Origin of the sequence: Vibrio sp. EJY3 (assembly GCF_000241385.1) — a bacterium.
Lineage (GTDB): Bacteria > Pseudomonadota > Gammaproteobacteria > Enterobacterales > Vibrionaceae > Vibrio > Vibrio natriegens.
This window is the reverse complement of record NC_016614.1, coordinates 1,467,805-1,491,623: the sequence shown is the minus strand read 5'-3', so window position 1 is coordinate 1,491,623 and position 23,819 is coordinate 1,467,805. Positions and strand designations below refer to the sequence as shown.

Genomic DNA, 23,819 nt, shown 5'->3' with positions numbered 1-23,819 from the left:
AAAACCCGCCAAGCATATCTCAAAGCGCTAAATACGGCTATTCCAAGTGTTAACACTTGAAGGAAAGTAACACTTAAATGGAAGTAAGTAGAAAGCGAGCAGAGTGCTCGCTTTGGAATAGGATTAACGCGCTAATGAACGAGTTTTTAATTCAAAGATCAGCTTTTCTGCACTGACTTCGAACTTGAAGCGGGCTGATGCTTCTTTAGACTCTTCTGTGATTTCACTGACATTATATTCAACGTTAGCACATACTGATTTAGCTAGTTCAATGTAGGCAGCTATTTCAGACTCTAATGCCGCTTTAGACTCTGCGAAAATCGTTACGTCGGCAACTTCGTCGCCTTCTTTAATGACAAAGCCAATTTCACCCGCACAGCCACATGCTTCGCAGACTTGGTTTCCTTCTAATTCGATGCTCATAACGAATCCTCTTGTAAAAACTAAGGGTATTCTAGCAGGTATTTGATCTCTATCTACAAAAATGAATGAATCTGCATAAAAAAGCACACAGATTAAAGGGAATAACGCTCGATAAGACGGAGGAAGGGTATGCCTAATGTGATATATATCAATATTTAAGAGTAATTACACTAGCTACGAACGAGTTTTATGTTTGGTCAGTTGAACTGAAGAACAATTTATAAGAGTATTTATTGAGTGAATAATTCTACATGATTATCATTCTTAACTCCTGAGTGGCTTTGATGGATAGTCTCGTGCAACACCTTGATGTCGTTATCTTTTCATCTAGGGTGCGTATGGTAAACATTGATGAGCATTCCCTGGCATGTTGATGATTGCGCAGTACTTTATCGCTATGACAGAGATCCGCGTTTAGATTAGGAAGCACAGTAATAAAACTGAGGATGATTTCACTCTGGCCTCGTTGAGTTGTGAGTTAGATGGATTTAATAAAGAAGAGCTTAAAATATGCCAAAGCGTAGTAAAGAAGATACTGAAATAACTATCCAGAAGATCATGGATGCCGTCGTTGACCAATTGCTTAGACTTGGTTACGACAGAATGTCGTACACAACGCTGAGTCAGCAGACGGGTGTATCACGTACAGGTATTAGCCATCACTTCCCTAAAAAAACGGATTTTACTGCAGCACTTGATGCTCGCATCTTTAAAATGTTTGTCGAGCACTTAAGGTTTGATAAAGGGTTGGCTACGTTTTCGGATAGCTGGATGACCGCACTGGAAAATGCTGAATTTGTGGCTATTTTAAAACTCCTGTTCCATCACATCGTAGCCACAGAAAACGCCCATGAGTTTGCAACAAACGGTATTGATCGCTTGTATAAAATGGTCGGTAGCCAATTTGGGGATGGCAGTGACAAAGAACTTGAATGGTTGATTGGTCGTTCTCTGATTCAAATGAGCAAATAACCGATACAGAATTAACAAAGCCCTGCTAGTAACTAGTGGGGCTTTATGTTTTGGCCCAAACGCCTTTGTATTAAGAAGCCCTAGCCACAGAGCCAGTAATGCGAGGCTATAATACCAATCACAGTGGTAGAGAACCTCAGGAATTAAAATGAATCAACAAGTGAAACAAGATCGCCTGCAAGGTCGTCTGGGGCCGGAGATCAAAGCGTTTCGTCAGGAGCGCCAAACACTACAGCTAGCTACGGTAGATGCTGAAGGCCGACCTAACGTCAGTTACGCCCCGTTTGTACAAAACCAGCAAGGTTACTTTGTTCTTATTTCACAGCTTGCTCGCCATGCACGCAACTTACTAGAAAATCCTAACGTCTCCCTAATGATGATCGAAGATGAAGGCTCTGCTAGTCAAATTTTTGCCCGTAAGCGCCTGACGTTTGATGCGGTAGCAATCGTTGTGGAACGTGACACCGAGCTTTGGCAACAAATTGTTGCTCAGATGAAAGCACGTTTCGGAGATATTATTGATGGTTTGAGCAATCTGGAAGACTTCGTTTTGTTCAACTTAAAAGCAGAAAAAGGCTTGTTTGTGAAAGGCTTCGGCCAGGCGTATGAGGTTTCTGGCGATGATCTTGTGGACTTTATCCACTTAGAGAAAGGACATCAAAAAATTTAGAGACTTACTGGGCACAGTCAAACCATTTGGGGGAGGCGTTTCTCGATCTCCCCCTCTCTGTCAGCGACGTTATGAAGCCATAGCTGTAGCTTCAATCTCCTTCGCCCCTCTCAGCATGGCTTCAATTAACTCACCAGCGTTAAACTTTACTAGAGCCTCGTGTGCACCCACTTGATGGGCGCGATCAACACAGATTTCACTTGAAAGAGAAGTGTGCAAAATACGGTACGAGTGGTTCAGTGCCGAGTCGTTTTGCACTTCGAACGCCAGCTCGTAACCATCCAGTCCCGGCATTTCAATGTCGCTGACTAACAAATCAATTGGGCTATGTAGTGCCGCTTGATCTCTCATGAATTGCAACGCTTCCGCGCCATTTTTACTGATTTGGTACGGGATGTTAATGCTGTCTAGTGCATCACTAAGTTGCTTACGTGCAATCGAAGAATCGTCAACGAGTAAGATATTAAGAGCTTTTAAACGTTCACGTTCTACGTCAGTCAGCATTGGAATTTTTGAATGCTCATATTGCGGATAGATCTTGGACAATAGCAATTCGACATCCAGCATTTGAACCATTTTGTTTTCATACTGAGTAATGCCCGTGACAAAAATATTTTGACCAGCGCTCTCGGGTGGTGACTCTATGGTTTTCCAGTCACAATCAATGATTTTTTCAATACTTCGAACCATAAAGGCAACAACGGTTCGCAGGCAGTCGGTCACAATCAAGTAACAGCTTTGGTACTCTTCTTCCTGAATCGGCCGGAACCCGATGGCTGCGGACATATCAATCACAGGCACGGTTAGGTTGCGAATCGTCACTGTGCCGATTACGTGCTGGTGGGAGTATGGGATCTTCGTGGTCGGCATGTACGGAACAATTTCACGGACTTTAAGAGTGCCTATCGCGAAGTATTGTTGCAGGGTAAGCTTGAATACTAACATCCCCTGAGATTGATTCGCTTTGCTAACGACTTTTGCCATGAAATAACCTTATAAATACCAAATGATTACCTCTAATCTAATCGGATAAACCGGCGGCATCAACAGCCCTACACCGAAAAGTTAAGTTTTCATTCAATCTATTAGCTTTGCAGATGTGAGAATGCTTAAATTCCGCTCAGGTCGTGTTAACAAAACACAAATAGAGCTTCCCTGTAGGCGTGGTGAGAGAAATGTTTGGCGTGCTTGGGTGTATTCGGTAAACTTGCGCTAACAGAACAGCGAGAGATAAACAGATGGCAAATACAGCAGCCGCATTGCATATTCTTGTGAAACACAAAGAACAAGCAGAAGACATCATAAAGCAACTTAAAAAAGGGGCTAAATTTCAGACACTGGCAAAGAAATACTCGACTTGCCCGTCTGGAAAACGCGGTGGTGATCTTGGTGAGTTTCGTCGTGGACAAATGGTGCCTCAGTTCGACAAAGTTTGTTTTTCAGGTGAGGTGCTAACACCGCATTTAGTAAAAACTAAATTTGGCTGGCATGTGGTAAAAGTATTATATAGAACATGATATTTAGCCCGAGTACAGGAACTTTGTGCTTGGGCTAGCATCTTATTTTAAATCACACGTGAGGTTATACGTATGGCATCAGATTATTACGGAACCAGTGCCAGTTATGCACGTAAAGAAGCCGGTTATCGCGAGAAAGCACTAAAGCTCTATCCTTGGGTATGCGGAAGGTGTGCTCGAGAGTTTGTGTATTCAAATCTGCGTGAATTAACGGTTCATCACAAGGATCATGACCACACGAATAACCCGGAAGACGGTAGCAACTGGGAGTTGTTATGTCTCTATTGCCACGATCATGAACATAGTAAGTATCTAGAGCATGAACGTTACGGCAGCGAAATAAAACCTGGTGAAGATGAACACCAAGGCGCAACATACAATCCATTTGCTGATTTAGCGAAGATGATGAAGAAGTGATGCTTAAGGGCTAAAGTGGCGTTAGTCATCGATAACGCCACTAGATTGAGTTTAGCCATTGAGCACAGCAGTATACTTCGTTACTTGTAACGTTTCTAAGGATCGACGTTTGCCCCAAACTTCCAACTGTTACGATAGCTACATGATTTTTTAAAATTGATTTAAGGGATCTGGTTATAGTGATTACAGTAGCTAACTAACGTAAAACGTTTTATAGCCTCATTATTGATAAAATTCATTGTTACTTTGTTGCATATTGGTACAGAAGGCACCATTATTTTTGAACAGGCGTTATATGCAAAGGAGATTGCAATGAATATAGACGCGACATTACTGCTTCAAGGTGCTTCTGTCTATTTGGTGATCAGCTTACTTTTGAGCTACTACTTGGGACGGCGTAAAACCAGTACTCCAATGATTTCTGCGTTAGTCGGCGTTCTTTTAGCCTTGATCCCCCCGTTAGGACTGATTTATTTAGCTTTTTTAACACTCAAAAGTGATTATGCAGAGAGAACCTAACTTTTTCTCGCTTAACTTGCGCTAGGAACATTAAGGAATATATGCAGCAAAACGTAGAAACGGATAGGTTGATACTCAGACCCTTTGCTTTATCGGATGGCAAGCGTGTCGCGCTTCTGGCTGGTGACAAGGTTATTGCGGACATGACAGCGAACATCCCTCATCCTTATTCGCTTGCCGATGCGGAGTTGTGGATTAATACTCATGAGCCACTCTTTGATAGAGGTAAAGGTATCGTCTATGCCATTACTTTAAAAGAGAGCGGTGAGCTGATTGGCGCGGTGAGTTTTCTAGGAATAGATAATGGTGTGGGCACCTTAGGTTATTGGCTGGGCGTACCTTATTGGGGGCGCGGTTATGCGACTGAAGCATCGAAGGCAATAATCACCTTTGGTAAATCGAACCTTGGGTTGAGCAAGTTACATGTCATGCATCTTTTGGGCAATGAACGTTCCAAGTCAGTGATCAAAAAACTCGGCTTTACCTATATTGAAAATCGCATTAATCGTATGCAGGGAAAGGCGCGAGAAGTTTGTGTTTATACTTCAGATCTTTAATTTATGTATTCGAATAAACAATGGAAATGACAACTGTGCGGTTGTCACAGTTTAGTTAGGGCTCGTTTGCGAACACTCATCGACGAGCCCGGTTTTTGATGCCTGTTTTAATTTAGATAAAGCGGCTACTTATCCGCTGCTTCACTAGTGCCACTTGATGCAAGAAGGTTCGCCAGTACTTGATTGTCGACAATAAACAGCCACCTGCCACGGTAGGGGGTCATGTAAATGGCATTGGTTTCCAAAGGCTGTGTTTTCTTACGTTGAACCCAGATGGTATAGCCCGGCTGCGTGGTTAAAAATGCGTTTCTCTCTGGTTGGGATGACGGAATTAAATTTAGCGGTTTTTCCAGTTTTCCGGCGAAACCAAAGGTGTTGTGATATTTGCCAACATACGAAACGCTGTGTCCTTGAGATTGCAACTGATGGATTTGACGACCTGTATCTGTAACGTCATAAACGTTGTTGAGGACTGGTGACAGACTGGCCATCAAGGCGGATAAGCTCAGCAGTAGTGCCCCTATATTAAGCGCAAGACGATCAATAGGCAGCTTTCTTTTCCATAATAGCAACACGATCAACATCGCCGGCAACAGGCTCCAACTTAAGTGAACATCCGTGACTTCCGTGCTGCGAAATGCTTTTTCTACCCATAGTGGAGCACTTAAGATGGCTAGCGTAATAAGCACGATGGCTCCCACTATCGCTGGCTCGGTTTTTACCTTTGCGAGATCCAATCGCTTAGCTATCCAAATGGCGATAAAAGGGAAAATCGGAAGTAAATAGTGAATCTGTTTTCCGCTGAAGCAACTGAATATTCCCACCACAAACACAAACAACGAGAAACAGAAGGTATCTCGTCGTCCGACCCAAACCCATGGACGATTTCGCCAGAAACTAATGAGGAAAAGCCAAGGAAAAAGTAAGGCCGGCAAGAGTGACACATACCAGTAAAAAGGTCGGGCATGGGCAAAAGAGTCTTGTACTCTCCCGGCAGATTGCACCCATAAAATGGCCTTCGTGTACTCTTCTCCACCGACTATCGCTGCCGGTAGTGCCCAAAGCAGGATGACTATAACCGCGATACCCACTGTTTTGAGAATCGCTTTGAAAAAGGCTTTGTTGATAGAAGCGGGTGAAGGGTGCCAAAGATGGGCTAAAAGAAGGAAAGGGATAAAATAGACGAACACCACGGGTCCCTTAGTCAGCATTCCGAGCCCAAGGCACACACCACTTAAATATGACCATGAATCATGTTCTGTTTCGGTGTATCGCCAAAAACTCAATACCGCAAGTTGGAGGAATACGGCGAGTATTAAATCGAACATGATCATACTGGAATACAAAAACCAGCCAAGAAAACTGATAAGAATGAGTGGAGATAACCACTTCGCTTGTGCTGAGTCGGGGTAAATTTTCTCCGCCAGTTTTCCTACAAGATAAAGGTTTACCAAAGCGAAGCCTGGTACTACTAAACGCGTCACGGTATCGGATGTGCCAAATAAGGACCAAACGGCGCTGAATAACCAGAACATTAACGGTGGTTTATGATCGTATGGTAGCCCATTGAGTTGTGGTACCAGCCAGTCATTGTTGAGCCACATTTCCCACGCGACAGAGACATAACGGGTTTCATCGATGGGAAAGATAGGTCGGAACCAGAGATTCACGGCTATGAAGAATAACGCGGCAAAAAGTGCCAGTGCAGTGTACTGAACATGCGGAGATAAAGGTGAGGTTGCCTTCTTAGCTGTCATTGTTGTTCCTGCTATCTAACGTTACTCGTAGTTAATGAGTTCAATCCATCATTCTTATGAGTGAATAGTTGACCTGTCTCATTCTCTACTTAGTACTTTATTTGCATTTTGTTACATTTAGTTAGCATAGCAATCTTCTCTGATAGAACAACATGTCAATGTTTAACCAGGCAGGATCTCCAGCAGCATCAGTTTATTTCTCAAGTAGTGTTAACTTTAACAGCAAAGTGCCTAACCCAGAGTGCCGTAGGGTTATAGGAGATGAAATTAGACCCAAGGGTAAGTGTCTGTCTTTTGATCCCAATCATAATGCCAAGTCAGTTTTCGGGTGTAATCTACACATTCAGTAGCGCTAGCCATACGGTTTATTAGTGCCATTTTGCCCATAGTGAAATTCTGAAACCTCCCTTTATCTTCCCAGTTCAAACATGAATAATAAACCCAACAAAACGAGATAGGTTCCTATCAATATTAATTAATAAATTAAAGGGTTTTATTATGAAAAAATTATTCGTACTAACTTCTGGTCTACTTATGGCTTCATCAGTATTTGCTTCAAATATTACAATTACAGAACATACAAATATGGATGCAGGTACTTATCAAAGCAGAGAGCAAGCACTCAATGCAGGCTTTGATTTGTCAGATTCATTAAAATCAATGTCTAAATCAGAGTTACGACGTGAATTTGGATTATTTGGGTACACTAATGTAAATAATATCAACATCGATGACAGTAAAGTGATTATTAAAGAAGTGGCTTACGCTCGTGATGACATTCAATATCGAGCAGTTCTAAATGTGGATTACCACTTCAACGCAATGAGACTACATGACTAAGTTATGGCTTATTTAGTCAAACATCCACATCTAAAATATTATCTTAATTGTATTGGGGGACATAATACCCCCCAATAATAAATGCCAACAAATCTGATACTGACGTAAATTGAATATTTATCAAAATATAAATATTGTTTAGTTTACGTCATGTAACTCTCCCATATCGGTGGGCTTCCAATCGTATTTTGTACCGTTTCAATAAACAGTTTGACCAGCGGAGGCTGATTGCGGTGTGGATACAAGGCGTACAAACCACCGGTATAAGAGATTTCATAATCAGGTAATAATCTAACCAGCTGCATCTCTTCGATACTCTGCGTGAGCATCAATTGGCCCACGATGGCATAGCCTAGCCCCGATTGCACACCATCCATTAATAACTCCACCTCATTGACATGGTAGCGACCTTGAGCCGTAACAGTGACGGGATGTGCTTCTTCATCTTTCATTGACGATAATTGCACTTTATTCATTTGGTATGAGCCGTTGGAATAAATGACAGCGGGTAACGCTGCGAGTTCTTGAGGTGTTTCAGGGTAGCCGTATTCAGCGATAAAGTCTTTTGATGCAAGTAATAGCAGCTGATGATTTGCCAGTTTTTTCGCCACTAAGTTTGAGTCTACGGGAGAACCGACTCGAAATACAACATCATAACGTTCTCCAATAAGATCGACTCTCCTATCATTGAGGATGACTTCGACACTGACTTGCGGGTACTTTTTGAGGAAAGCGACCACACTTTCCTTTACGTACTTCCGGCCAAAGAGTGATGGGCAAGATATTCTAAGATGGCCCTTAGGTGTATCACTGAACGTATCCGCAAGTTGACGAGTCTTTTCTAAAGCGTCGCTAACTTGCTGGGCTTGCTTTACTATTTCTTCGCCTGCGGGTGTAAGCGACAGTGAGCGTGTAGAGCGATTAAGTAGCCTGAGACCAAGCGACTCTTCTAGTTTTCTTATCTGTTTGGATAATACCGAGCGATCGATGCCACGCGCGTCCGCAGCATTTGCGAAAGAGCCCTGTTTAGAAACTTCGAGTAGTAGTTCCAGTCTACTTGCAAGATCCATGAATACACCTAAGTAATGACTTTCTGGTTTAGTATGGCTGATATTATCAATATTTAATTAGGCGATACAATAAAATGTATGCTCTAAAAATGGGACAGATAGTTAGTTTTTTTGGCTGTATAGCTCTGAGATAAAAGTTATTAAACAGTGGTTAATTAATAAATAAGACGAATACAGTGCAGGTTGTTACTTTATTCAATTAATCTAATACGAATTTAGTTCTATGTGTGGATAGTATCTGCATTTTAAAACTAAAAATCACAAAAATAACGATGGAATAAATTGCTAGATATAAAAAAGCGGGCTGGAATTCAGCCCGCGGCAGGGGAGTCAAGCCCACATTAACGATCGCAGTTATTATCGTTGATCTCGGTTAATTTAATAACCTATCCCCTAAAAATTAGGCATTTTCTGAAATAGCGTTACTTGCTAAATTCACCGTGCGGGTCAATAACAAATTTCTTAGCTGCACCACCATCAAAGTCGGCGTAACCTTGAGGTGCTTGATCGAGTGAAATCATTTGTACGTTTACGGCGTCAGCAATTTTAACTTTGTCGAACAAAATAGATTGCATCAGACCACGGTGATATTTCATTACCGGGCATTGGCCAGTATGGAAAGAATGTGATTTCGCCCAGCCAAGACCAAAGCGCATGCTCAGTGCACCTTCTTTCGCAGCTTCGTCTTTCGCACCCGGATCGTCTGTAACGTAAAGACCAGGAATACCAATCGAACCACCGGCACGCGTTACTTGCATCGCAGAGTTCAGTACTGTTGCTGGTGCTTCTTGAGTGTGACCACCACAGCCACATCCGTGCGCTTCGAAACCAACACAGTCAACAAAACAATCAACTTCACGCTCATTCAGAATTGCTTCAATTTTATCTTCCATGCTGCCGTCTTCACGTAGGTCAATGGTTTCGCAACCAAAACTACGTGCTTGTTCTAGACGATCTGGGATCATGTCTCCAACGATGACACAAGCGGCGCCAAGTAGTTGAGCCGATACTGCTGCTGCCAGACCCACAGGACCTGCACCAGCGATATAAACGGTAGAACCAGGACCAACACCTGCGGTTACACAGCCATGGAAACCCGTAGGGAAGATATCAGACAGTAGTGTTAAATCCTTAATTTTCTCTCGTGCCTGATCCGGATCTGGGAACTTAAGTAAGTTAAAGTCAGCGTACGGTATCATTACGTACTCCGATTGGCCGCCAACCCAGCCGCCCATATCAACATAACCGTATGCCGCACCAGGACGAGCAGGGTTTACGTTGAGGCAGATACCAGTCATGCCTGATTTACAGTTGCGGCATCGGCCACAAGCAATGTTAAACGGTACTGAAACGATATCGCCAACATCAACGAACTCGACATCGCGGCCTTTTTCTAAAATGATGCCCGTGATTTCGTGACCAAGTACTAAGCCTTCTTCAGCGGTTGTACGTCCACGTACCATATGTTGGTCGCTGCCACAGATATTGGTCGTCAGCACTTTAAGGATTACGCCGTGCTCACACTTACGATTGCCTAATGCGAGTTCTGGGTATGGAATTGACTCGACAGCAACTTTGCCCGGGCCTTTGTAAACAACGGCGCGGTTTGATTTTTCGTAGGACATAAGGTCTCCTTGTTGAGGCTTATTATAGTTCTAGTGGTTCCTTTACCAGTGAAATCCGTTAACGATGACAACAGCTTTAAAACTCAGATTTATCAAACCATTAGGGCGATTTTAGTCCTTGGTGACAACAGCATTTCGGCTCATGTTAGCGAAGATTTATTGGTGCTTTTCTTTAACTTTCGTGTCGGAGAATAGCGCTCACCTAATGCACATATATGTCGCATTGCGCCGCATTTTGGTGCGTTTACGACGTGATTGAGATAAGAAAATTGATGCTGAGATCAAGGTCACAACTGTGTCATTGAGTGAGGGTGAGTGCTCAAAAGTGCAAAATTAGGCACGTTACTTGTCCATTCAGAAAAACCTAAGTCGAGCTGTTGACCTGCCATCAGGCATTTTCCTTCATTAAAGGATATGACGAGTCTGTACTTTTCATATTCATTAGTTTCGCTATGATAGTGGAACGAATTTTGTCATTTTTGCAATAAAACGGAATTGAAATGCTTACACGATCGGATGATCTGGAAATACTGGTTAATGTCATCGACAGTGGCAGCTTCTCGCTTGCCGCCGAAGTGTTAGGTATTCAAGTCGCCAAAGTCTCTCGCTCGGTCAGTAGAGTAGAAAAACAACTTGGTATTACCATCCTCAATCGGACGACGCGACGTTTGGAACTCACGGAAGAAGGAAAGCGCTTTGTTGAATCGATTCGATATGGCTTGCAACACCTTCGTCAGGCGGAAGAGGATTTGCTCGTCAGCCGGGTGCTCCCTAAAGGCAAGCTTCGTGTGGATGCAGCAAGTCCGTTTATGCTTAATCAATTGGTCCCGCTCACTCAGGAATTTCACGAGTCTTTTCCTGATATTGAGTTGGAATTGTCCTCAAACGAAGGTTACGTAGATTTACTTGAGAAGCGCACAGATGTCGCGATTCGAATCGGTAAACTCGCCGATTCTTCGCTACATTCATCATTCTTGGGTAAGAGTGCGTTGTTCGTGGTGGCATCTCCCGATTATCTCGCCCGAAAAGGTTTCCCTTTTACGCCCGAAGACCTTTTACAGCACGATATTATCGGCTTCACTTCGCCTAGGGCGTTAAATGTCTGGCCAGTACAGGGTGTTGATTATATTGAACCTACTATTGCGTGTAGCAGTGGTGAAACGGTTCGACAACTTGTTCTCACTGGAAATGGGGTCAGTTGTCTGTCTGGATATATGGTAAAGAAGGATATTGCAGCAGGGCGATTAGTGGTCCTTTTGGACTCGTTTATGACTCGATCTTCAGAGCGTGAGTTGATCAATGCCGTGTATTACAAATCTTCACACGTCGCTCGCCGGATATCGGCGTTCATCGACTTTATCAAGCCACGTCTGACGCTTTAGTTCCATCTGTCATTTCTCCTGCTACTTTTGCAATTATTGCAAAAATGTTTTGTCCTTTTGCTGCTTAATTGATGTGAGCTGCGTTGTTAGACTCTGCTAAAACGTATTCAGATATCAATAGAGGCTCTTATGACTGACGCATTATTTCAACCGCTCAAAGTAGGTCGATTCCAGTTAGCTAACCGTATCGTTATGCCGCCAATGACTCGTTCAAGAGCGACTCAACCACATGATGCGGCAAATGAATTGATGGCCAAGTATTATGCTCAGCGAGCGAGTGCGGGCCTGATCGTCAGCGAAGGGACTCAAATTGCGCCTAACGGTAAAGGGTATGCGTGGACGCCTGGTATATACAGTGAAGAGCAAATCGCGGGTTGGAAAAAAGTGACAGATGCCGTGCATGCTGAAGGCGGTGTCATTTTTGCTCAGCTCTGGCATGTGGGGCGCGTTACCCATCCAGATAACATTCTTGGCGAACAACCTATTTCAGCATCAGCCATTCGTGCTGAAGGGGTTAAAGTTTTTATTGATAATGGTACGGATGCACCCGGTTTTGTTGATACTGCTGAGCCAAGAGCAATGACAGAAGAGGATATTCAGCAGGTCATTGGTCAATTTCATCAAGCAGCAAAGAATGCGTTGCTAGCCGGATTTGATGGTATCGAACTTCATGCTGCGAATGGTTATCTGATCAATCAGTTTATCGACTCTGAATCGAATCACCGTACGGACATGTATGGCGGCAGTTTACCGAATCGACTCCGTTTTCTTGACGAAGTGGTAACCGCACTGTGTGATGCGATTGGTTCTGACCGCGTTGGTGTGCGTCTGGCACCACTGACAACATTAAATGGAACGGTGGATGCGAATCCTGCTGAAACTTATGTTGCGGCAGCAAAATTGCTCAATCAACATGACATTGCGTATTTGCACATCGCAGAAGCAGACTGGGAAGATGCCCCTCTGATGCCCGTTACCTTCAAGCGGGAATTACGTGACGTTTTCTCTGGGACCATCATCTATGCGGGTAAATACAACGTGGAAAAAGCAGTTCAAGCTTTGGATTTAGGTTTGGCAGATATGATTGGGTTTGGACGACCATTTGTGTCAAACCCAGATTTACCAGCCCGAATTAAACATGGTCACCCTTGGGCATCTCATCACCCTGACACTCTGTTTGGTGGCGGCGAAAAAGGGTTGATTGATTACCCAGCTTATTCTGAGAGCTAATCTCCATTTAAGCTACGTTCATGTTAAGCCTCTTCAGTGAGGCTTTTCTATTATTGGGGCGGAAATTAGATTGGAGTGTCTCTCCAGAACATTGATAGTTAGCTACTTAATGGTGTTATATAACCTGATCATTTCATTCTCCTCGCTGGTATAAGTTGTTTGAACGAGTCGCAAAGTTTCATCTTCAAATAACCGTTCCTTTTTGAGGATGTACTAAGCTACTTAGACAGCCATCAACATAATACAAAAAGGAATTGTTATGAAAATCAAGCTCATTGGGTTGGCACTTCTTGCTGCGGCTGGCAGCTGCTCTGTTTCTGCTGGTGAGAACGTGGTTTACCAAGTTGGCGATGTTTCTTACGAAGGGTATTGGGCTAAAGTTGACGATAATGCTCCGCTCGTGTTGTTGGTCCACGATTGGGACGGGCTGACCGAGTACGAAGAAAAGAGAGCGCAAATGCTTAACGACATGGGTTACAACGTATTTGCTGCTGATCTGTTTGGCCAAGGAGTACGCCCAACTAAAGTGGAAGATAAAAGGCAGCATACCGGGGAGCTTTATAAGGACAGGGAAAAGCTGAGAAAGCTAATGAACGCTAGCTTGGCAGAAGCGGGCAAGCTGGGTGGCAATTTAGATAACACGGTTGTGATGGGGTACTGTTTTGGCGGTGCGGCAGTATTGGAGTCTGCACGATCTGGCATGAATGTGAAAGGCTTCGTTACTTTCCATGGCGGACTCAAAACGCCAGAAGGTCAAAGCTATGCAGAGACTAAAGCTCCGGTTCTTATTCTTCATGGCACGGCTGATACTGCAATACCAATGAGCGAATTTGCTCAGTTGGCTGACGAACTCGAGCAAAACAAAGTTCCACATGAAATGGTGGCTTACGGCGGTGCACCTCATGCCTTCACCGTGTGGGACTCCGATCGTTATCGTAAAGATGCGGATGAAAAGTCTTGGCAAGCATTCTCAAGCTTCTTGACCGCGAATACGACAAAGTAAAGTTAAAGCATCACGTAGCATCTCATCAAATCTAAAAGGCTACCAAGATTCACGGTAGCCTTCTTACTGTCTGTACTTCTTTCCTTTACAATTCAACCCTGATTTACTGAAGCACAATTATAAAAAAGGACTTTTTCATGCTTCTTGATGCCACCGTCTGGGTATGGCTACCCCTTTTGTTTGCGACAGCTACAGCTTTCACTCGACATAAATTGACGGCGATATTGCTGTTACTCGTGGCTCTGGTATGTGCTCTTATCGTTGACCGCATTGAGTTTATCGCGTTTATTACGGCATTGTTTGTGCTCGCTACCGCTTACCAATTACCCAGGCTTGCTAACAACCAAAAGGGTAGGTGGGTTTACTATAGTGGCTGGGCACTTGTTCTGATTTGGTGTGCGGTGCTGTTTACTCACGCTATGCCGGGATTTAATAACCTCCAAGTGCTTGATGATGTTAAATCGGGCCCGCAAAGTATTCCCTTCTCAATGTATTTGAATTTGGATAAACCACTCGCCTTTTTTGCTCTTCTACTCGCTTACCCGAAGTTATTGGGGGAAACACAGCAAATCGAATTTAAGCATATTTTATTGATACTGGTTCCGTTGCTCAGCTTACTGCCAATTGCGAGTTTTTTGGGAGCATTGAAGGTGGAACTTAGCCTACCTGGCTGGTGGTGGTTATTTGCTGTTAATAACTTGATGATTACCTGCGTTGCGGAAGAAGCATTGTTTCGCGGGTTGATTCAACAATCTTTGGGCCGTCGTTTTAACTGGAAAGTTGGCTTGGTAGTTGCGGGTGTGTTGTTTGGTGTCGCGCATATCGCTGGTGGCGGATTACTTGTCTTATTCGCGACGCTAGCAGGGTTAGGCTACGGGTTGATTTTCTACGTGACTGGCCGATTATGGTGTGCAGTATTGGCGCATTTTCTGTTTAACTTTGCTCATCTAATTTTCTTTACCTATCCGGCAGCCGCACAATGATTGTTATCGTGCAACTCATTGGTGTGAAAAGAGATTCAACCGTGGCCAAGGTTATTTGGCCACAATAGTTGAATAGTATGTTGGAGTTAAACCGCCAGTTCTTTTGACGTCTTAATGTAAATATCACGCAGCCTTAATGCGATTTCACCAGGTTTGCCAGTGCCAATTGGCTTATCATCGATTGCTACGACAGGCCACACGAAGGTTGTTGCAGAGCTGATAAAGGCTTCTTTTGCCTGATAAGCTTCTTCGATGGTGAAGAAACGCTCTTCAATGGTTAAGTTCAGCTCTTTAGCGAGCGTCATTAATGATGCACGGGTGATACCGTGCAGAATATCATTGCTTAGCGGGCGAGTGACCAGCACATCATCTTGGGTAACAATATAGGCGTTACTTGAACCACCTTCGGTAACATAACCGTTTTCAATTAGCCAAACGTCTTCCGCGCCAGCTTCGTGTGCGATTTGTTTCGCTAAGCACGCGGGTAACAAGCTGGTGGTTTTAATATCACGTCGACGCCAGCGAATATCATTAAACGAAATGACTTTAATCCCTGTCTGAGCTTTGGGACTATCAATCAGATTGCGTGATTGAGTAAACAGCACCAGTGTGGGTTCAATCTTGTCACTGTATGAAAAGTCGCGGTCACCTTCATTCCCACGAGTTAGCTGAAGATAGATTCCCCCTTCCACTAAACTGTTTTTTTCAATGAGCTGGCGCTGAATATCCATCAACTGTTCACCAGTGACTGGCATCTTAATGCCAAGCTCTTTAGCCGAACGTTCTAAGCGGGCAAGGTGACCTTCGTGGTCAATCAATTTACCATCTAATACCGCCGTTACTTCATAGACGGCATCTGCAAAGAGGAATCCTCTGTCAAATACGGAAACTTTTGCTTCACTTTCAGCGAGAAACTTTCCATTGAGGTATACAATTCGTTCCATTACTTTCCCCTTATCCCCACAATTTTCTGTCGAAAGGCAGCATAGAGTTGTTTTCGAACTCAAAGCCATGTTCGATATCTTCACTGAGCAGCAGCGGGCCATCTAAATCGACGACTTCCGCTCCTTGGGCGACGACAAATGCTGGCGCCATACTTAATGAAGAAGCCACCATGCACCCGACCATAATACGTAGACCTGCCGCTTGAGCCTGTTCTTTCAGTGCCAGAGCTTCAGTTAAGCCACCCGTTTTATCGAGCTTTATATTGATCATGTCATATCGACCAATGATCTTTGGTAGACTCATTCGATCATGACAAGATTCGTCGGCACAAATTGCTATCGGTCGTTCAAGGTCATCCAATATATGATCGTCATCGGCATGAAACGGCTGCTCAATCATTGAAACATCCAGCTTTAATAGTTCAGGTATCAGCTGATTATAGGTATCTAACGTCCATGCTTCGTTGGCATCCAGAATGATCGCAGAGTTGGGTGCACCGCGGCGCACTGCCTGAACACGCTCAAGATCTTCTGCACCACCTAATTTCAGTTTAAGCAGTGGTCGATGAGAATGCTCAATTGCCTTTTTCTCCATATTTTCTGGGGTATCCAAAGAGAGGGTGTACGCTGTGGTTAGTTCACCTGCTGCCAAACCAATTTTTTCCCAGATAGACTGGTTTGCGGTTTTACATTCCAAATCCCACAGAGCGCAGTCGACGGCATTACGCGCTGCGCCCGATGGTAATAACGGTTGCAACTCTTCTCGGCTTATCCCAGCTTCAATATCAGGGATGATGCTTTCTATCTCTGCCAACACATTTTGAATAGATTCACCGTATCGGCCATATGGGACACATTCGCCACGTCCTTTCAAGCCTTGGTGTTCTATTTCAACAATGATGGTTTCTGCGTGGGTTTTACTACCCCTAGAAATAGTAAAACTACCGAGAATCGGCCAACTTTTCGTTTCAAGACTAACCTTCATTACAGCTCCGCTAATTTATCTACGATACGCGCTACGCCCTGACGGAATGGATCGACAACTGGCAAGCCTACTTCAGACTCAACGCTATCCATGTATTCCATTGCTTCACTTTCTGACATGCCTGAAGTGTTGATTGAGATACCGACAAATTGGACATTTGGGTTGGTGAGTTTTGCGGTGGCAATATTGGCTTCCATACAAGCTTTGATATCCGGCAATGGATAATCAGGCAGGCCACGCATATGGGTGCGAGTCGGCTCATGACACAACACTAAAGCGTCTGCTTGAGAGCCATGGATAAGACCTGTGGTAACACCTGCAAATGAAGCGTGGAATAACGAGCCTTGGCCTTCTATGACATCCCAATGCTGTGGATCATTTTCTGGCGCGATGGTTTCAATAGCACCGGCAATGAAATCGGCGACCACACAGTCTGCACTCACACCATCACCAGTGATCAGAATACCCGTCTGACCGGTGGCGCGAAAATCAGCATCGATGCCTCGCTCTTTCATTTCTTTCTCGATCGCCAGCGAGGTATACATTTTGCCTACCGAGCAGTCTGTACCTACCGTTAGCAGGCGTTTTCCTGAACGTTTCTTACCGTTTGCGACAGGGTAGGTTTGTGTTGGATAGCGAACATCGAAAAGGCTGCAGCCATTTTTCTTTGCACTCTCTACCAGTTCTGGAATGTCGCTTAATTTATTATGTAAACCTGCAGCGATATCCATACCTGATTCAAGTGCTTCGATCAGGACCGAAATCCACTCCTCAGAAATCACGCCACCTCGGTTAGCAACGCCAATAACCAATGTTTTGGCGCCCGCCTCAACAGCTTGTGCCACACTTAGATCGTCAAGACCAACATCAGCGTTACAACCCTCAAGGCGTAATTGTCCAACACAATGTTCTGGTCGCCACGTGTTGATTCCCTGTGCTACTTTCGCTGCTAAAGCATCTGCAGCATCGCCTAAAAATAATAGATAAGGTTGTTTAAGTTCCATCTTGTGTTAACTCCATGTCGTGAATTGGATTTCTTACTAGCTTTTAATCTTGCTTCTCAATACAAACTACAGTGCAAAATTCGTGACATCAACATCAGTCGATACGTGAGAATATTTAAAGTATAAGCAATGAAACTCAAAAACATGCAATATATATTCAAATAAAATGCATTTAATGCATATCTATTCACTTAATTTTGTTTTCATAATATTCTGATTTTGACCTTGGCGTCTCGCGTTAAATGTCGTTTATGTGTATGTCAGTAACAGATTGTTTTAGTACTTAGTGAATTACGCGTCTTATCTATAAAATACGCCATGACTTATTCATTGGTCATTTATACTAAGTTTAAATTAATATATAGATGATTCTATTTTGTGATGTAATTCAAATTTTACTGGTTGGTTTTATAATTAGAGCCCAATGATATTTTTTAATATTCATCGAAATGCACCAAAATAATACATATTGACCCTAATTAGTGCGTAGTTTGCCATTCTTGTCTTATTTTTATCGAAATAATCCCATATATTTTTTATGGTTTTATTGGTGCTTGCTTTTATATATTAATCTGATATTTTGATTTATATCGAAATAATATACAGGTTTTAGAATTCCAGTTCGGAACTTATACCATGAGAGTTTATTTAGGGTATTTCACTGTAAAAAGCTTAATGGCTAAGTGTATGTGCTGATTGGAACGATGGTCTGTATATTGCTTAATTGATATTGAGCATATTTGCGTTGAGTTTATTTGGTGGCTTAGGCAACTCGTGTAGGTAGAAAGACCGTAAATTATCGCAAAACAAGAGCTAGAACCGTTATTAATCGGCTCATCAGATACAATCCAATGAATTGTGTTTGTAGAGCTGACATGGAAGAAATTCAATACCAATTTGAATGAGGAAATAGTCATTTCATTGCGTTGGATAAATCGCGTAGAGCAAGGTGTCGATAGCATTAACTTGTTATTTTAATTACCGATCTCTTACCCAACCATCAGCGATTTTAACCTGCAAGAATGATGAAAAACTTACTCCGATTGGTATATTACTGGGAAAGAGTTAATGATCACTGCTGAAGCTGTTATCAATCTAAAAGCACTTAGCGATAACTACGATGTACTTAAAAATAAATGCGCTGATAAATCTGTTGTCGCTGTGATAAAAGGTGACGCTTACGGGCATAACGCAGTAAAAACTGCACAAACACTGACGCAAGCCGACATGTTTGCTGTGTCTCGTATCGAAGAAGCGCTAGAGCTAAGAAGCGAAGGTATTAAACAGCCAATACTGCTGCTGGAAGGCTGTTTTTGTAAAGCCGATCTGGAAACGGCTGCACGTGAAGGTTTCCATACGGCGATTCATTGCAAAGAGCAGTTGGAAGATCTTAAACAGGCTGATATCACTACCCCTGTTACTGTCTGGCTCAAACTGGATACTGGGATGCATAGATTGGGGATCCACCCCTATGAACTCAGCGACTACGTTCGACAAATCGAAGCGACGAATAAACTCGCGGGACCGGTTGGTTTCATGAGTCATTTTAGCTGTGCTGACGATTTATCCTCTCCTGCGACACAAAAGCAGATCGATCTGTTTCTGTCGCAAACCGCCGACTTCCCAGGACCTAAAACACTAGCTAACTCAGCGGGCATTCTGTATTGGTCTGACTCTCACCTCGATTACATGAGAGCGGGCATTTCTCTTTATGGTATCTGCCCAAATGAAAATGAAACGGGTAAGGAGCATGGGTTACGTTGTGTAATGACGCTGAACTCAAAGCTCATTGCGATACGTGAGCATAAGGCGAATCAACCTGTCGGTTATGGTGAAAGCTGGACTTCAGAACGTGATACCAACATTGGTGTTATCGCGATGGGGTATGGTGACGGCTATCCACGAAATGCACCGGTAGGTACACCTGTCTATATCAACGGACGAATCGTTCCTATCTCTGGTCGCGTTTCTATGGATATGGTTACTGTGGATCTTGGGCCTAATGCACGTGATGCTGTCGGAGATACCGTCGAGTTTTGGGGCGACAATCTACCGATTGAAAAAGTCGCGAAACACATAGGTACCATCCCCTATGAGCTCGTAATCAAACTGACTAAGCGAGTTCGCAAAACGTACGTAGAAGTTTAGTTGAAACCAGCCCTTATTAATCAAATGATTAATAAGGTTCAAGCCATAGAAATATTTGGGTTGGTTTTGCTATTTAGAATCGTCATTAGAGTGGGTCGAGTCACGGCCAGTTCGAATGTTATCAACCGAATCCTTATAAAAGGATGAGGTGGTATGCATCAGCTGTTTTACGATCTGCTCTTTGTCCGACTCACTGATCAGACGCTGCCTGACAAACTTCTCCAGGTGCGCTTTTTGAACCGTATTCAGCATATGGTGTAGCCATTTTCTATGGGCTGTCGCTGTAATTACGGGGTAGGTTTTGTCCAGCTGACTGACGGTATCTGCGCTTTGCTGGCGCCAGGACGCCCAAACCTGAAGCACTTGTTTTTTCAAAGCGGGTTCAACTGGGTAGTCGTTTACCAGTGCTTTAAGTTCGATAAGCGTTAAATCGGTAGTAAGTAATCGTGACCAAGCGAGTTCGTATTGAATGGACACATCTGACGTAGGTTTGTGTGTCCACTTATCAAGCGCGCGTCTCAGCGATCGCTTGTGAGCATGTTGAGAATTTGGCTGCTGGTATTTATGGCGCGCCGCGTCCATTTGTTGATCAAAAAACTCTCTGTGCTTTTGATAACTTTCCATTGATATCAAGCCTTGATCATAAAGCAGATAGAGATATTCACTCTCGATACTCAAGCCTTCCATGATGAGTTTCTTATACAAACTTTGAGTGTCCACTGCTGTGGTGTAGAGGTGGCGTAAGTCGCGCTTTTCTTCATCCACATGCGATTTAAGTGATTGCATGATTTCATCAGGAGCACCGCTGTCGGCTAACGGTGTTTTAGCCAGATGTGCCAACACTTTCTCACTGGCTTTCATCGCCGATAACATAAGTTCTTTCTTTGTAATCTTCTCTTCAATGCTGGTTTCATCCAGTTTTAAGCGGCTCGCAAGAGGAGATAACGTCAGCCCTTGAATTAAAATGGTAAAGAACACCGCACCCATGGCGACGGCTAACATGGTTTCTCGTTCTTCGATAGCAAATAATGAGGTATCGGTAATCACCAATATTGAAAGTGCAAGAGTGACCGCACCTCTTAGTCCACCCCATAAGCAGATGTGCTGGTATGATCGAGGCAGCGAGTAAGACAGGCGGCTAAGTCGCCCGAAAAATGGCAAAATCCAGTACACAAAACCCGCCCTTGCGGCAAGCATGCTAATGATCACCAGCAGAGTGTTTAACCAGTGCGACGCGATCAATTCCAAGTTTAGCCACAACCCCACCAGTATAAAAATCATGGCTTTAGCGAGATCGGATAAGTAGGTCCAGAAGCTATTTAGATACTGATTGGACTCATTACTTATCGGCAATGGTGTGTTTTTTGCCAAGACCAAACCGCAAATGGTTAAAGCGACAATACTGCTGGCATGGACAAACTGCTCAACAGCGACAAAGCATCCAATCGCAGTGACAAGGCTGATGCTTATTTCGATATAAGGATCGTCGGGCAGCGCCTTCATCAGCCAAAGAAGCAGGTGACCCGTGACATAGCCACAAAGTGCACCGACAAAAAAGACCCAAGTGAATTGCCACAGCCCGGTGACTACCATATCGGTCGGGGTTAGGTGCATGGCAAAAATTAGCACCGCGATTTTGTATGCAGCAATGACGGTCGCATCATTGAATAAACTTTCTCCCTCTACAATCGTGATGAGATCTTTAGGCGCGCCGGACTCCTTAAAAATAGCGATCGTGGCACTGGGGTCGGTAGCACTTAAAATAATCCCAAGGATTAGGGCGGTCTGAGGCGTTAAAATACCAATAAAAACAAGTGTCGCCGTAATGATTAACGTTGAGAACATGACGCCGGGAATGGCCATGATCATAATCGCGGACCAGTTAGCGGTGAACTTAGCGAAATCGAATTTATAGGCGGCCTCAAACACCAATAACGGTAGGAAGACGAATAAGATAGTCTTCTCTGCAATATCGGGTTCGTAGAATATGCTGATGCCTGCTGGCAGTTCGGGTAGAAGTGTAAGGCAAACACCAGACATCACCAGAATAATTGGGAAGGGGACTCGCAGCGCTCTTGCAATCAGGGACGAAGCCACGGATACCGTGATTAACAATACGATACCTAAGATCGATGATATGAAAATATCAGGAACATTCATACTTACTGGACGTCTTATTGGCTGCGCTAAACCTATGAATTAATAATGGTTCATCTTTGGATAAGATTCCTGATTAATTTGAAAAGTACCTAATGTTCCTTATCTGTTTATCATTCACGCGATCGAATTTACTTTTTGCAGCTAATGACGGCCGCAATGATTAACCCCATCCCGATGCCAGCAATCAGACAGCCGACAAAGGCGAGCGCAGAATGCTGAATAAAGATCATTCCCACCCCTAAGCCGAGTAGTGTTCCTCCGCCAATTGCCCAATTGCTTTTATCTTTCGGGTTTGTCTCATCTTTCATTTTACAACTCCTTGATCGTTGTATCTGTGACTAACTATAGCTAAGGATTCGGCAATGATGATGTCGAAGGTTTCAACTTGGTGTTTTCGAGCCAACAAGACTATTAAATGCTTGTCGTGAAAGATTAAACAACAAAGGTGAAATAGTGCCGCTAAATGAAATTAGCCTGAAGATATAGACTAGAATTAGAGTAAAAGAACTTATTTCTCAAGGTATCAGAGTGCCTTGTCTCACGCTGTTGACTTACTTGCAATATCGATGAGCAGACTGGTCATCGTAGTAAGTATAAGGATTCGATATGTTTGAGGTTTTTACACGTCTCGCTGATTGGGTGACTTACCAGCTTTTTTCTTTACAGCCCAATACCAAGCTCGCGGATGCTATTCATTTTTTTATTGAAGACGTCAGTAAAATCCTGGTGCTACTGGTCGTCATGATTTATGTGATTGCGCTGTTTAGAGCCTCGTTAAATGTAGAAAAAGTGCGGCACTATTTAGCGGGAAAACGTAGATGGTTTGGTTATCTTGCGGGCAGCTTCTTTGGCGCAATCACACCATTTTGCTCTTGTTCTAGCATTCCAATCTTTTTAGGGTTTACCTCTGCAGGTATTCCTATTGGTATCACTATGGCTTTCTTGATCACCTCGCCATTGATTAACGAAATCGCCGTGTTGTTGCTATTCAGTTTACTTGGCTGGAAGTTCACCGTTATGTACGTGGTGATAGGGATGCTTATCGGCATCGTGAGTGGCTGGGTCCTTGATGTGATCGGCGCACAGCGCTGGTTACAGCCACTGGCATCAAAGGCGATGCGAAACGCCAAAACTCCGCAACAGAGTCATGAAACTCCAAGTGACAATGGGAGCGCGGGAATAACGTTGTCAGAGCGACACACGTTTGCCAAGCAAGAGATGGTCGAGATTGTAGGTCGTGTCTGGAAGTGGGTGTTTATTGGGGTCGGCATTGGAGCAGGCTTACATGGCTTTGTTCCTGACGGTTGGATAGAAACACATTTGGGATCCGGTCAATGGTGGTCGGTTCCAGCGTCGGTACTTATTGGTATTCCGCTCTATTCGAATGCGACTGGTGTGATCCCGGTGATGGAAAGCTTACTTCAAAATGGTTTGCCAATCGGTACAACATTAGCATTTTGTATGAGTACTGTTGCGGCGAGTATTCCTGAGTTTGTAATGCTGAAACAAGTTATGCAGTGGCGGCTTCTTGGTATGCTTTTCGGTATGTTGCTGCTCGCGTTTACGATGATGGGATGGATATTTAATTTACCACTGTGGCGATTTTAGGAGCT

23 protein-coding genes are annotated in these 23,819 nt (G+C 43.7%); 13 read left to right on the top strand and 10 right to left on the bottom strand.

Annotated features, from left to right (window positions below):
- Positions 1–123 precede the first annotated feature (123 nt).
- Positions 124–423, bottom strand: coding sequence for a DUF406 family protein (locus VEJY3_RS22510; RefSeq protein ID WP_014234736.1), 300 nt, complete (start codon positions 421–423; stop codon positions 124–126).
- 510 nt (positions 424–933) lie between these two features.
- Between VEJY3_RS22510 and VEJY3_RS22505 the strand changes: the two genes are divergently transcribed.
- Entirely contained in the window at positions 934–1,395 is a 462-nt protein-coding gene (locus VEJY3_RS22505; RefSeq protein WP_014234735.1) for a TetR family transcriptional regulator, read from the top strand.
- A 148-nt stretch (positions 1,396–1,543) separates the two neighbouring features.
- Positions 1,544–2,065 (top strand): heme utilization protein HutZ, encoded by a 522-nt coding sequence (gene hutZ, locus VEJY3_RS22500; RefSeq protein ID WP_014234734.1) that lies wholly within the window; start codon positions 1,544–1,546, stop codon positions 2,063–2,065.
- 69 nt (positions 2,066–2,134) lie between these two features.
- Here hutZ and VEJY3_RS22495 read toward each other — a convergent pair whose 3' ends face one another.
- Positions 2,135–3,049 carry a chemotaxis protein gene (locus VEJY3_RS22495; RefSeq protein WP_014234733.1) on the bottom strand — a complete coding sequence of 305 codons (915 nt, stop codon included), beginning with the start codon at positions 3,047–3,049 and terminating at the stop codon, positions 2,135–2,137.
- A 254-nt stretch (positions 3,050–3,303) separates the two neighbouring features.
- On the opposite strand from VEJY3_RS22495, the gene ppiC reads away from it, so the two are divergent.
- The 4 genes from ppiC to VEJY3_RS22475 all read left to right on the top strand — a co-directional run bounded on the left by ppiC (position 3,304) and on the right by VEJY3_RS22475 (position 5,075).
- Positions 3,304–3,582, top strand: coding sequence for a peptidylprolyl isomerase PpiC (gene ppiC / locus VEJY3_RS22490; protein ID WP_005375342.1), 279 nt, complete (start codon positions 3,304–3,306; stop codon positions 3,580–3,582).
- Between the two features lie 72 nt (positions 3,583–3,654).
- Positions 3,655–3,999, top strand: a complete 345-nt coding sequence (locus tag VEJY3_RS22485) for a YajD family HNH nuclease (protein WP_014234732.1) — start codon at positions 3,655–3,657, stop codon at positions 3,997–3,999.
- Positions 4,000–4,311: 312 nt separating this feature from the next.
- Positions 4,312–4,518 carry a hypothetical protein gene (locus tag VEJY3_RS22480; protein ID WP_014234731.1) on the top strand — a complete coding sequence of 69 codons (207 nt, stop codon included), beginning with the start codon at positions 4,312–4,314 and terminating at the stop codon, positions 4,516–4,518.
- A gap of 41 nt (positions 4,519–4,559) precedes the next feature.
- The gene (locus VEJY3_RS22475) at positions 4,560–5,075 is read left to right on the top strand and encodes a GNAT family N-acetyltransferase (RefSeq protein ID WP_014234730.1); all 516 of its coding nucleotides are present in this window, start codon (positions 4,560–4,562) and stop codon (positions 5,073–5,075) included.
- Between the two features lie 125 nt (positions 5,076–5,200).
- Here the strand turns inward: VEJY3_RS22475 and VEJY3_RS22470 are convergent, their stop codons facing one another.
- Entirely contained in the window at positions 5,201–6,832 is a 1,632-nt protein-coding gene (locus VEJY3_RS22470) for a glycosyltransferase family 39 protein (RefSeq protein ID WP_014234729.1), read from the bottom strand.
- Between the two features lie 498 nt (positions 6,833–7,330).
- Between VEJY3_RS22470 and VEJY3_RS22465 the strand changes: the two genes are divergently transcribed.
- Positions 7,331–7,672, top strand: a complete 342-nt coding sequence (locus VEJY3_RS22465) for a DUF3316 domain-containing protein (RefSeq protein WP_014234728.1) — start codon at positions 7,331–7,333, stop codon at positions 7,670–7,672.
- A gap of 143 nt (positions 7,673–7,815) precedes the next feature.
- On the opposite strand, the gene VEJY3_RS22460 is transcribed toward VEJY3_RS22465, so the two are convergent.
- Both VEJY3_RS22460 and fdhA read right to left on the bottom strand, forming a co-directional pair.
- Positions 7,816–8,742 carry a LysR family transcriptional regulator gene (locus VEJY3_RS22460; RefSeq protein WP_014234727.1) on the bottom strand — a complete coding sequence of 309 codons (927 nt, stop codon included), beginning with the start codon at positions 8,740–8,742 and terminating at the stop codon, positions 7,816–7,818.
- 422 nt (positions 8,743–9,164) lie between these two features.
- The gene (gene fdhA, locus VEJY3_RS22455; RefSeq protein WP_014234726.1) at positions 9,165–10,367 is read right to left on the bottom strand and encodes a formaldehyde dehydrogenase, glutathione-independent; all 1,203 of its coding nucleotides are present in this window, start codon (positions 10,365–10,367) and stop codon (positions 9,165–9,167) included.
- A 500-nt stretch (positions 10,368–10,867) separates the two neighbouring features.
- On the opposite strand from fdhA, the gene VEJY3_RS22450 reads away from it, so the two are divergent.
- From VEJY3_RS22450 to VEJY3_RS22435, 4 genes are all read left to right on the top strand, one after another.
- Entirely contained in the window at positions 10,868–11,749 is an 882-nt protein-coding gene (locus VEJY3_RS22450; RefSeq protein WP_014234725.1) for a LysR family transcriptional regulator, read from the top strand.
- Positions 11,750–11,878: 129 nt separating this feature from the next.
- Entirely contained in the window at positions 11,879–12,979 is a 1,101-nt protein-coding gene (locus VEJY3_RS22445; protein ID WP_014234724.1) for an alkene reductase, read from the top strand.
- Between the two features lie 259 nt (positions 12,980–13,238).
- Complete coding sequence (locus VEJY3_RS22440) at positions 13,239–13,982, top strand: dienelactone hydrolase family protein (protein WP_014234723.1); 744 nt, start codon at positions 13,239–13,241, stop codon at positions 13,980–13,982.
- A 137-nt stretch (positions 13,983–14,119) separates the two neighbouring features.
- Positions 14,120–14,965 (top strand): CPBP family intramembrane glutamic endopeptidase, encoded by an 846-nt coding sequence (locus VEJY3_RS22435; protein ID WP_014234722.1) that lies wholly within the window; start codon positions 14,120–14,122, stop codon positions 14,963–14,965.
- Between the two features lie 86 nt (positions 14,966–15,051).
- Here VEJY3_RS22435 and VEJY3_RS22430 read toward each other — a convergent pair whose 3' ends face one another.
- Genes VEJY3_RS22430 through dgcN form a run of 3 tightly spaced genes read right to left on the bottom strand, consistent with a single transcriptional unit; the run spans position 15,052 to position 17,898 of the window.
- Complete coding sequence (locus VEJY3_RS22430; protein ID WP_014234721.1) at positions 15,052–15,909, bottom strand: D-amino-acid transaminase; 858 nt, start codon at positions 15,907–15,909, stop codon at positions 15,052–15,054.
- Positions 15,910–15,919: 10 nt separating this feature from the next.
- Positions 15,920–16,894 carry an N-acetyl-D-Glu racemase DgcA gene (gene dgcA / locus VEJY3_RS22425; protein ID WP_014234720.1) on the bottom strand — a complete coding sequence of 325 codons (975 nt, stop codon included), beginning with the start codon at positions 16,892–16,894 and terminating at the stop codon, positions 15,920–15,922.
- The gene (gene dgcN / locus VEJY3_RS22420; protein ID WP_014234719.1) at positions 16,894–17,898 is read right to left on the bottom strand and encodes an N-acetyltransferase DgcN; all 1,005 of its coding nucleotides are present in this window, start codon (positions 17,896–17,898) and stop codon (positions 16,894–16,896) included. The genes dgcA and dgcN overlap by 1 nt, the downstream gene beginning before the upstream one ends.
- Before the next feature lie 1,068 nt (positions 17,899–18,966).
- On the opposite strand from dgcN, the gene alr reads away from it, so the two are divergent.
- Positions 18,967–20,046 carry an alanine racemase gene (gene alr / locus VEJY3_RS22415; protein ID WP_014234718.1) on the top strand — a complete coding sequence of 360 codons (1,080 nt, stop codon included), beginning with the start codon at positions 18,967–18,969 and terminating at the stop codon, positions 20,044–20,046.
- 69 nt (positions 20,047–20,115) lie between these two features.
- Here the strand turns inward: alr and VEJY3_RS22410 are convergent, their stop codons facing one another.
- Both VEJY3_RS22410 and VEJY3_RS22405 read right to left on the bottom strand, forming a co-directional pair.
- Positions 20,116–22,206, bottom strand: a complete 2,091-nt coding sequence (locus VEJY3_RS22410) for a sodium:proton antiporter (protein WP_014234717.1) — start codon at positions 22,204–22,206, stop codon at positions 20,116–20,118.
- A 128-nt stretch (positions 22,207–22,334) separates the two neighbouring features.
- Positions 22,335–22,514: a hypothetical protein gene (locus VEJY3_RS22405; RefSeq protein ID WP_014234716.1), complete on the bottom strand. Its 180-nt coding sequence runs from the start codon at positions 22,512–22,514 to the stop codon at positions 22,335–22,337.
- A 298-nt stretch (positions 22,515–22,812) separates the two neighbouring features.
- Here VEJY3_RS22405 and VEJY3_RS22400 point away from each other — a divergent pair, with 298 nt between their 5' ends.
- Positions 22,813–23,814: a permease gene (locus tag VEJY3_RS22400; protein WP_014234715.1), complete on the top strand. Its 1,002-nt coding sequence runs from the start codon at positions 22,813–22,815 to the stop codon at positions 23,812–23,814.
- The last annotated feature ends 5 nt before the right edge of the window (positions 23,815–23,819 follow it).

Coding starts and splice junctions, on each gene's coding strand:
- VEJY3_RS22510 (WP_014234736.1), bottom strand. CDS start 423: ATGAGCATCGAATTAGAAGGAAACCAAGTCTGCGAAGCATGTGGCTGT.
- VEJY3_RS22505 (WP_014234735.1), top strand. CDS start 934: ATGCCAAAGCGTAGTAAAGAAGATACTGAAATAACTATCCAGAAGATC.
- hutZ (WP_014234734.1), top strand. CDS start 1,544: ATGAATCAACAAGTGAAACAAGATCGCCTGCAAGGTCGTCTGGGGCCG.
- VEJY3_RS22495 (WP_014234733.1), bottom strand. CDS start 3,049: ATGGCAAAAGTCGTTAGCAAAGCGAATCAATCTCAGGGGATGTTAGTA.
- ppiC (WP_005375342.1), top strand. CDS start 3,304: ATGGCAAATACAGCAGCCGCATTGCATATTCTTGTGAAACACAAAGAA.
- VEJY3_RS22485 (WP_014234732.1), top strand. CDS start 3,655: ATGGCATCAGATTATTACGGAACCAGTGCCAGTTATGCACGTAAAGAA.
- VEJY3_RS22480 (WP_014234731.1), top strand. CDS start 4,312: ATGAATATAGACGCGACATTACTGCTTCAAGGTGCTTCTGTCTATTTG.
- VEJY3_RS22475 (WP_014234730.1), top strand. CDS start 4,560: ATGCAGCAAAACGTAGAAACGGATAGGTTGATACTCAGACCCTTTGCT.
- VEJY3_RS22470 (WP_014234729.1), bottom strand. CDS start 6,832: ATGACAGCTAAGAAGGCAACCTCACCTTTATCTCCGCATGTTCAGTAC.
- VEJY3_RS22465 (WP_014234728.1), top strand. CDS start 7,331: ATGAAAAAATTATTCGTACTAACTTCTGGTCTACTTATGGCTTCATCA.
- VEJY3_RS22460 (WP_014234727.1), bottom strand. CDS start 8,742: ATGGATCTTGCAAGTAGACTGGAACTACTACTCGAAGTTTCTAAACAG.
- fdhA (WP_014234726.1), bottom strand. CDS start 10,367: ATGTCCTACGAAAAATCAAACCGCGCCGTTGTTTACAAAGGCCCGGGC.
- VEJY3_RS22450 (WP_014234725.1), top strand. CDS start 10,868: ATGCTTACACGATCGGATGATCTGGAAATACTGGTTAATGTCATCGAC.
- VEJY3_RS22445 (WP_014234724.1), top strand. CDS start 11,879: ATGACTGACGCATTATTTCAACCGCTCAAAGTAGGTCGATTCCAGTTA.
- VEJY3_RS22440 (WP_014234723.1), top strand. CDS start 13,239: ATGAAAATCAAGCTCATTGGGTTGGCACTTCTTGCTGCGGCTGGCAGC.
- VEJY3_RS22435 (WP_014234722.1), top strand. CDS start 14,120: ATGCTTCTTGATGCCACCGTCTGGGTATGGCTACCCCTTTTGTTTGCG.
- VEJY3_RS22430 (WP_014234721.1), bottom strand. CDS start 15,909: ATGGAACGAATTGTATACCTCAATGGAAAGTTTCTCGCTGAAAGTGAA.
- dgcA (WP_014234720.1), bottom strand. CDS start 16,894: ATGAAGGTTAGTCTTGAAACGAAAAGTTGGCCGATTCTCGGTAGTTTT.
- dgcN (WP_014234719.1), bottom strand. CDS start 17,898: ATGGAACTTAAACAACCTTATCTATTATTTTTAGGCGATGCTGCAGAT.
- alr (WP_014234718.1), top strand. CDS start 18,967: ATGATCACTGCTGAAGCTGTTATCAATCTAAAAGCACTTAGCGATAAC.
- VEJY3_RS22410 (WP_014234717.1), bottom strand. CDS start 22,206: ATGAATGTTCCTGATATTTTCATATCATCGATCTTAGGTATCGTATTG.
- VEJY3_RS22405 (WP_014234716.1), bottom strand. CDS start 22,514: ATGAAAGATGAGACAAACCCGAAAGATAAAAGCAATTGGGCAATTGGC.
- VEJY3_RS22400 (WP_014234715.1), top strand. CDS start 22,813: ATGTTTGAGGTTTTTACACGTCTCGCTGATTGGGTGACTTACCAGCTT.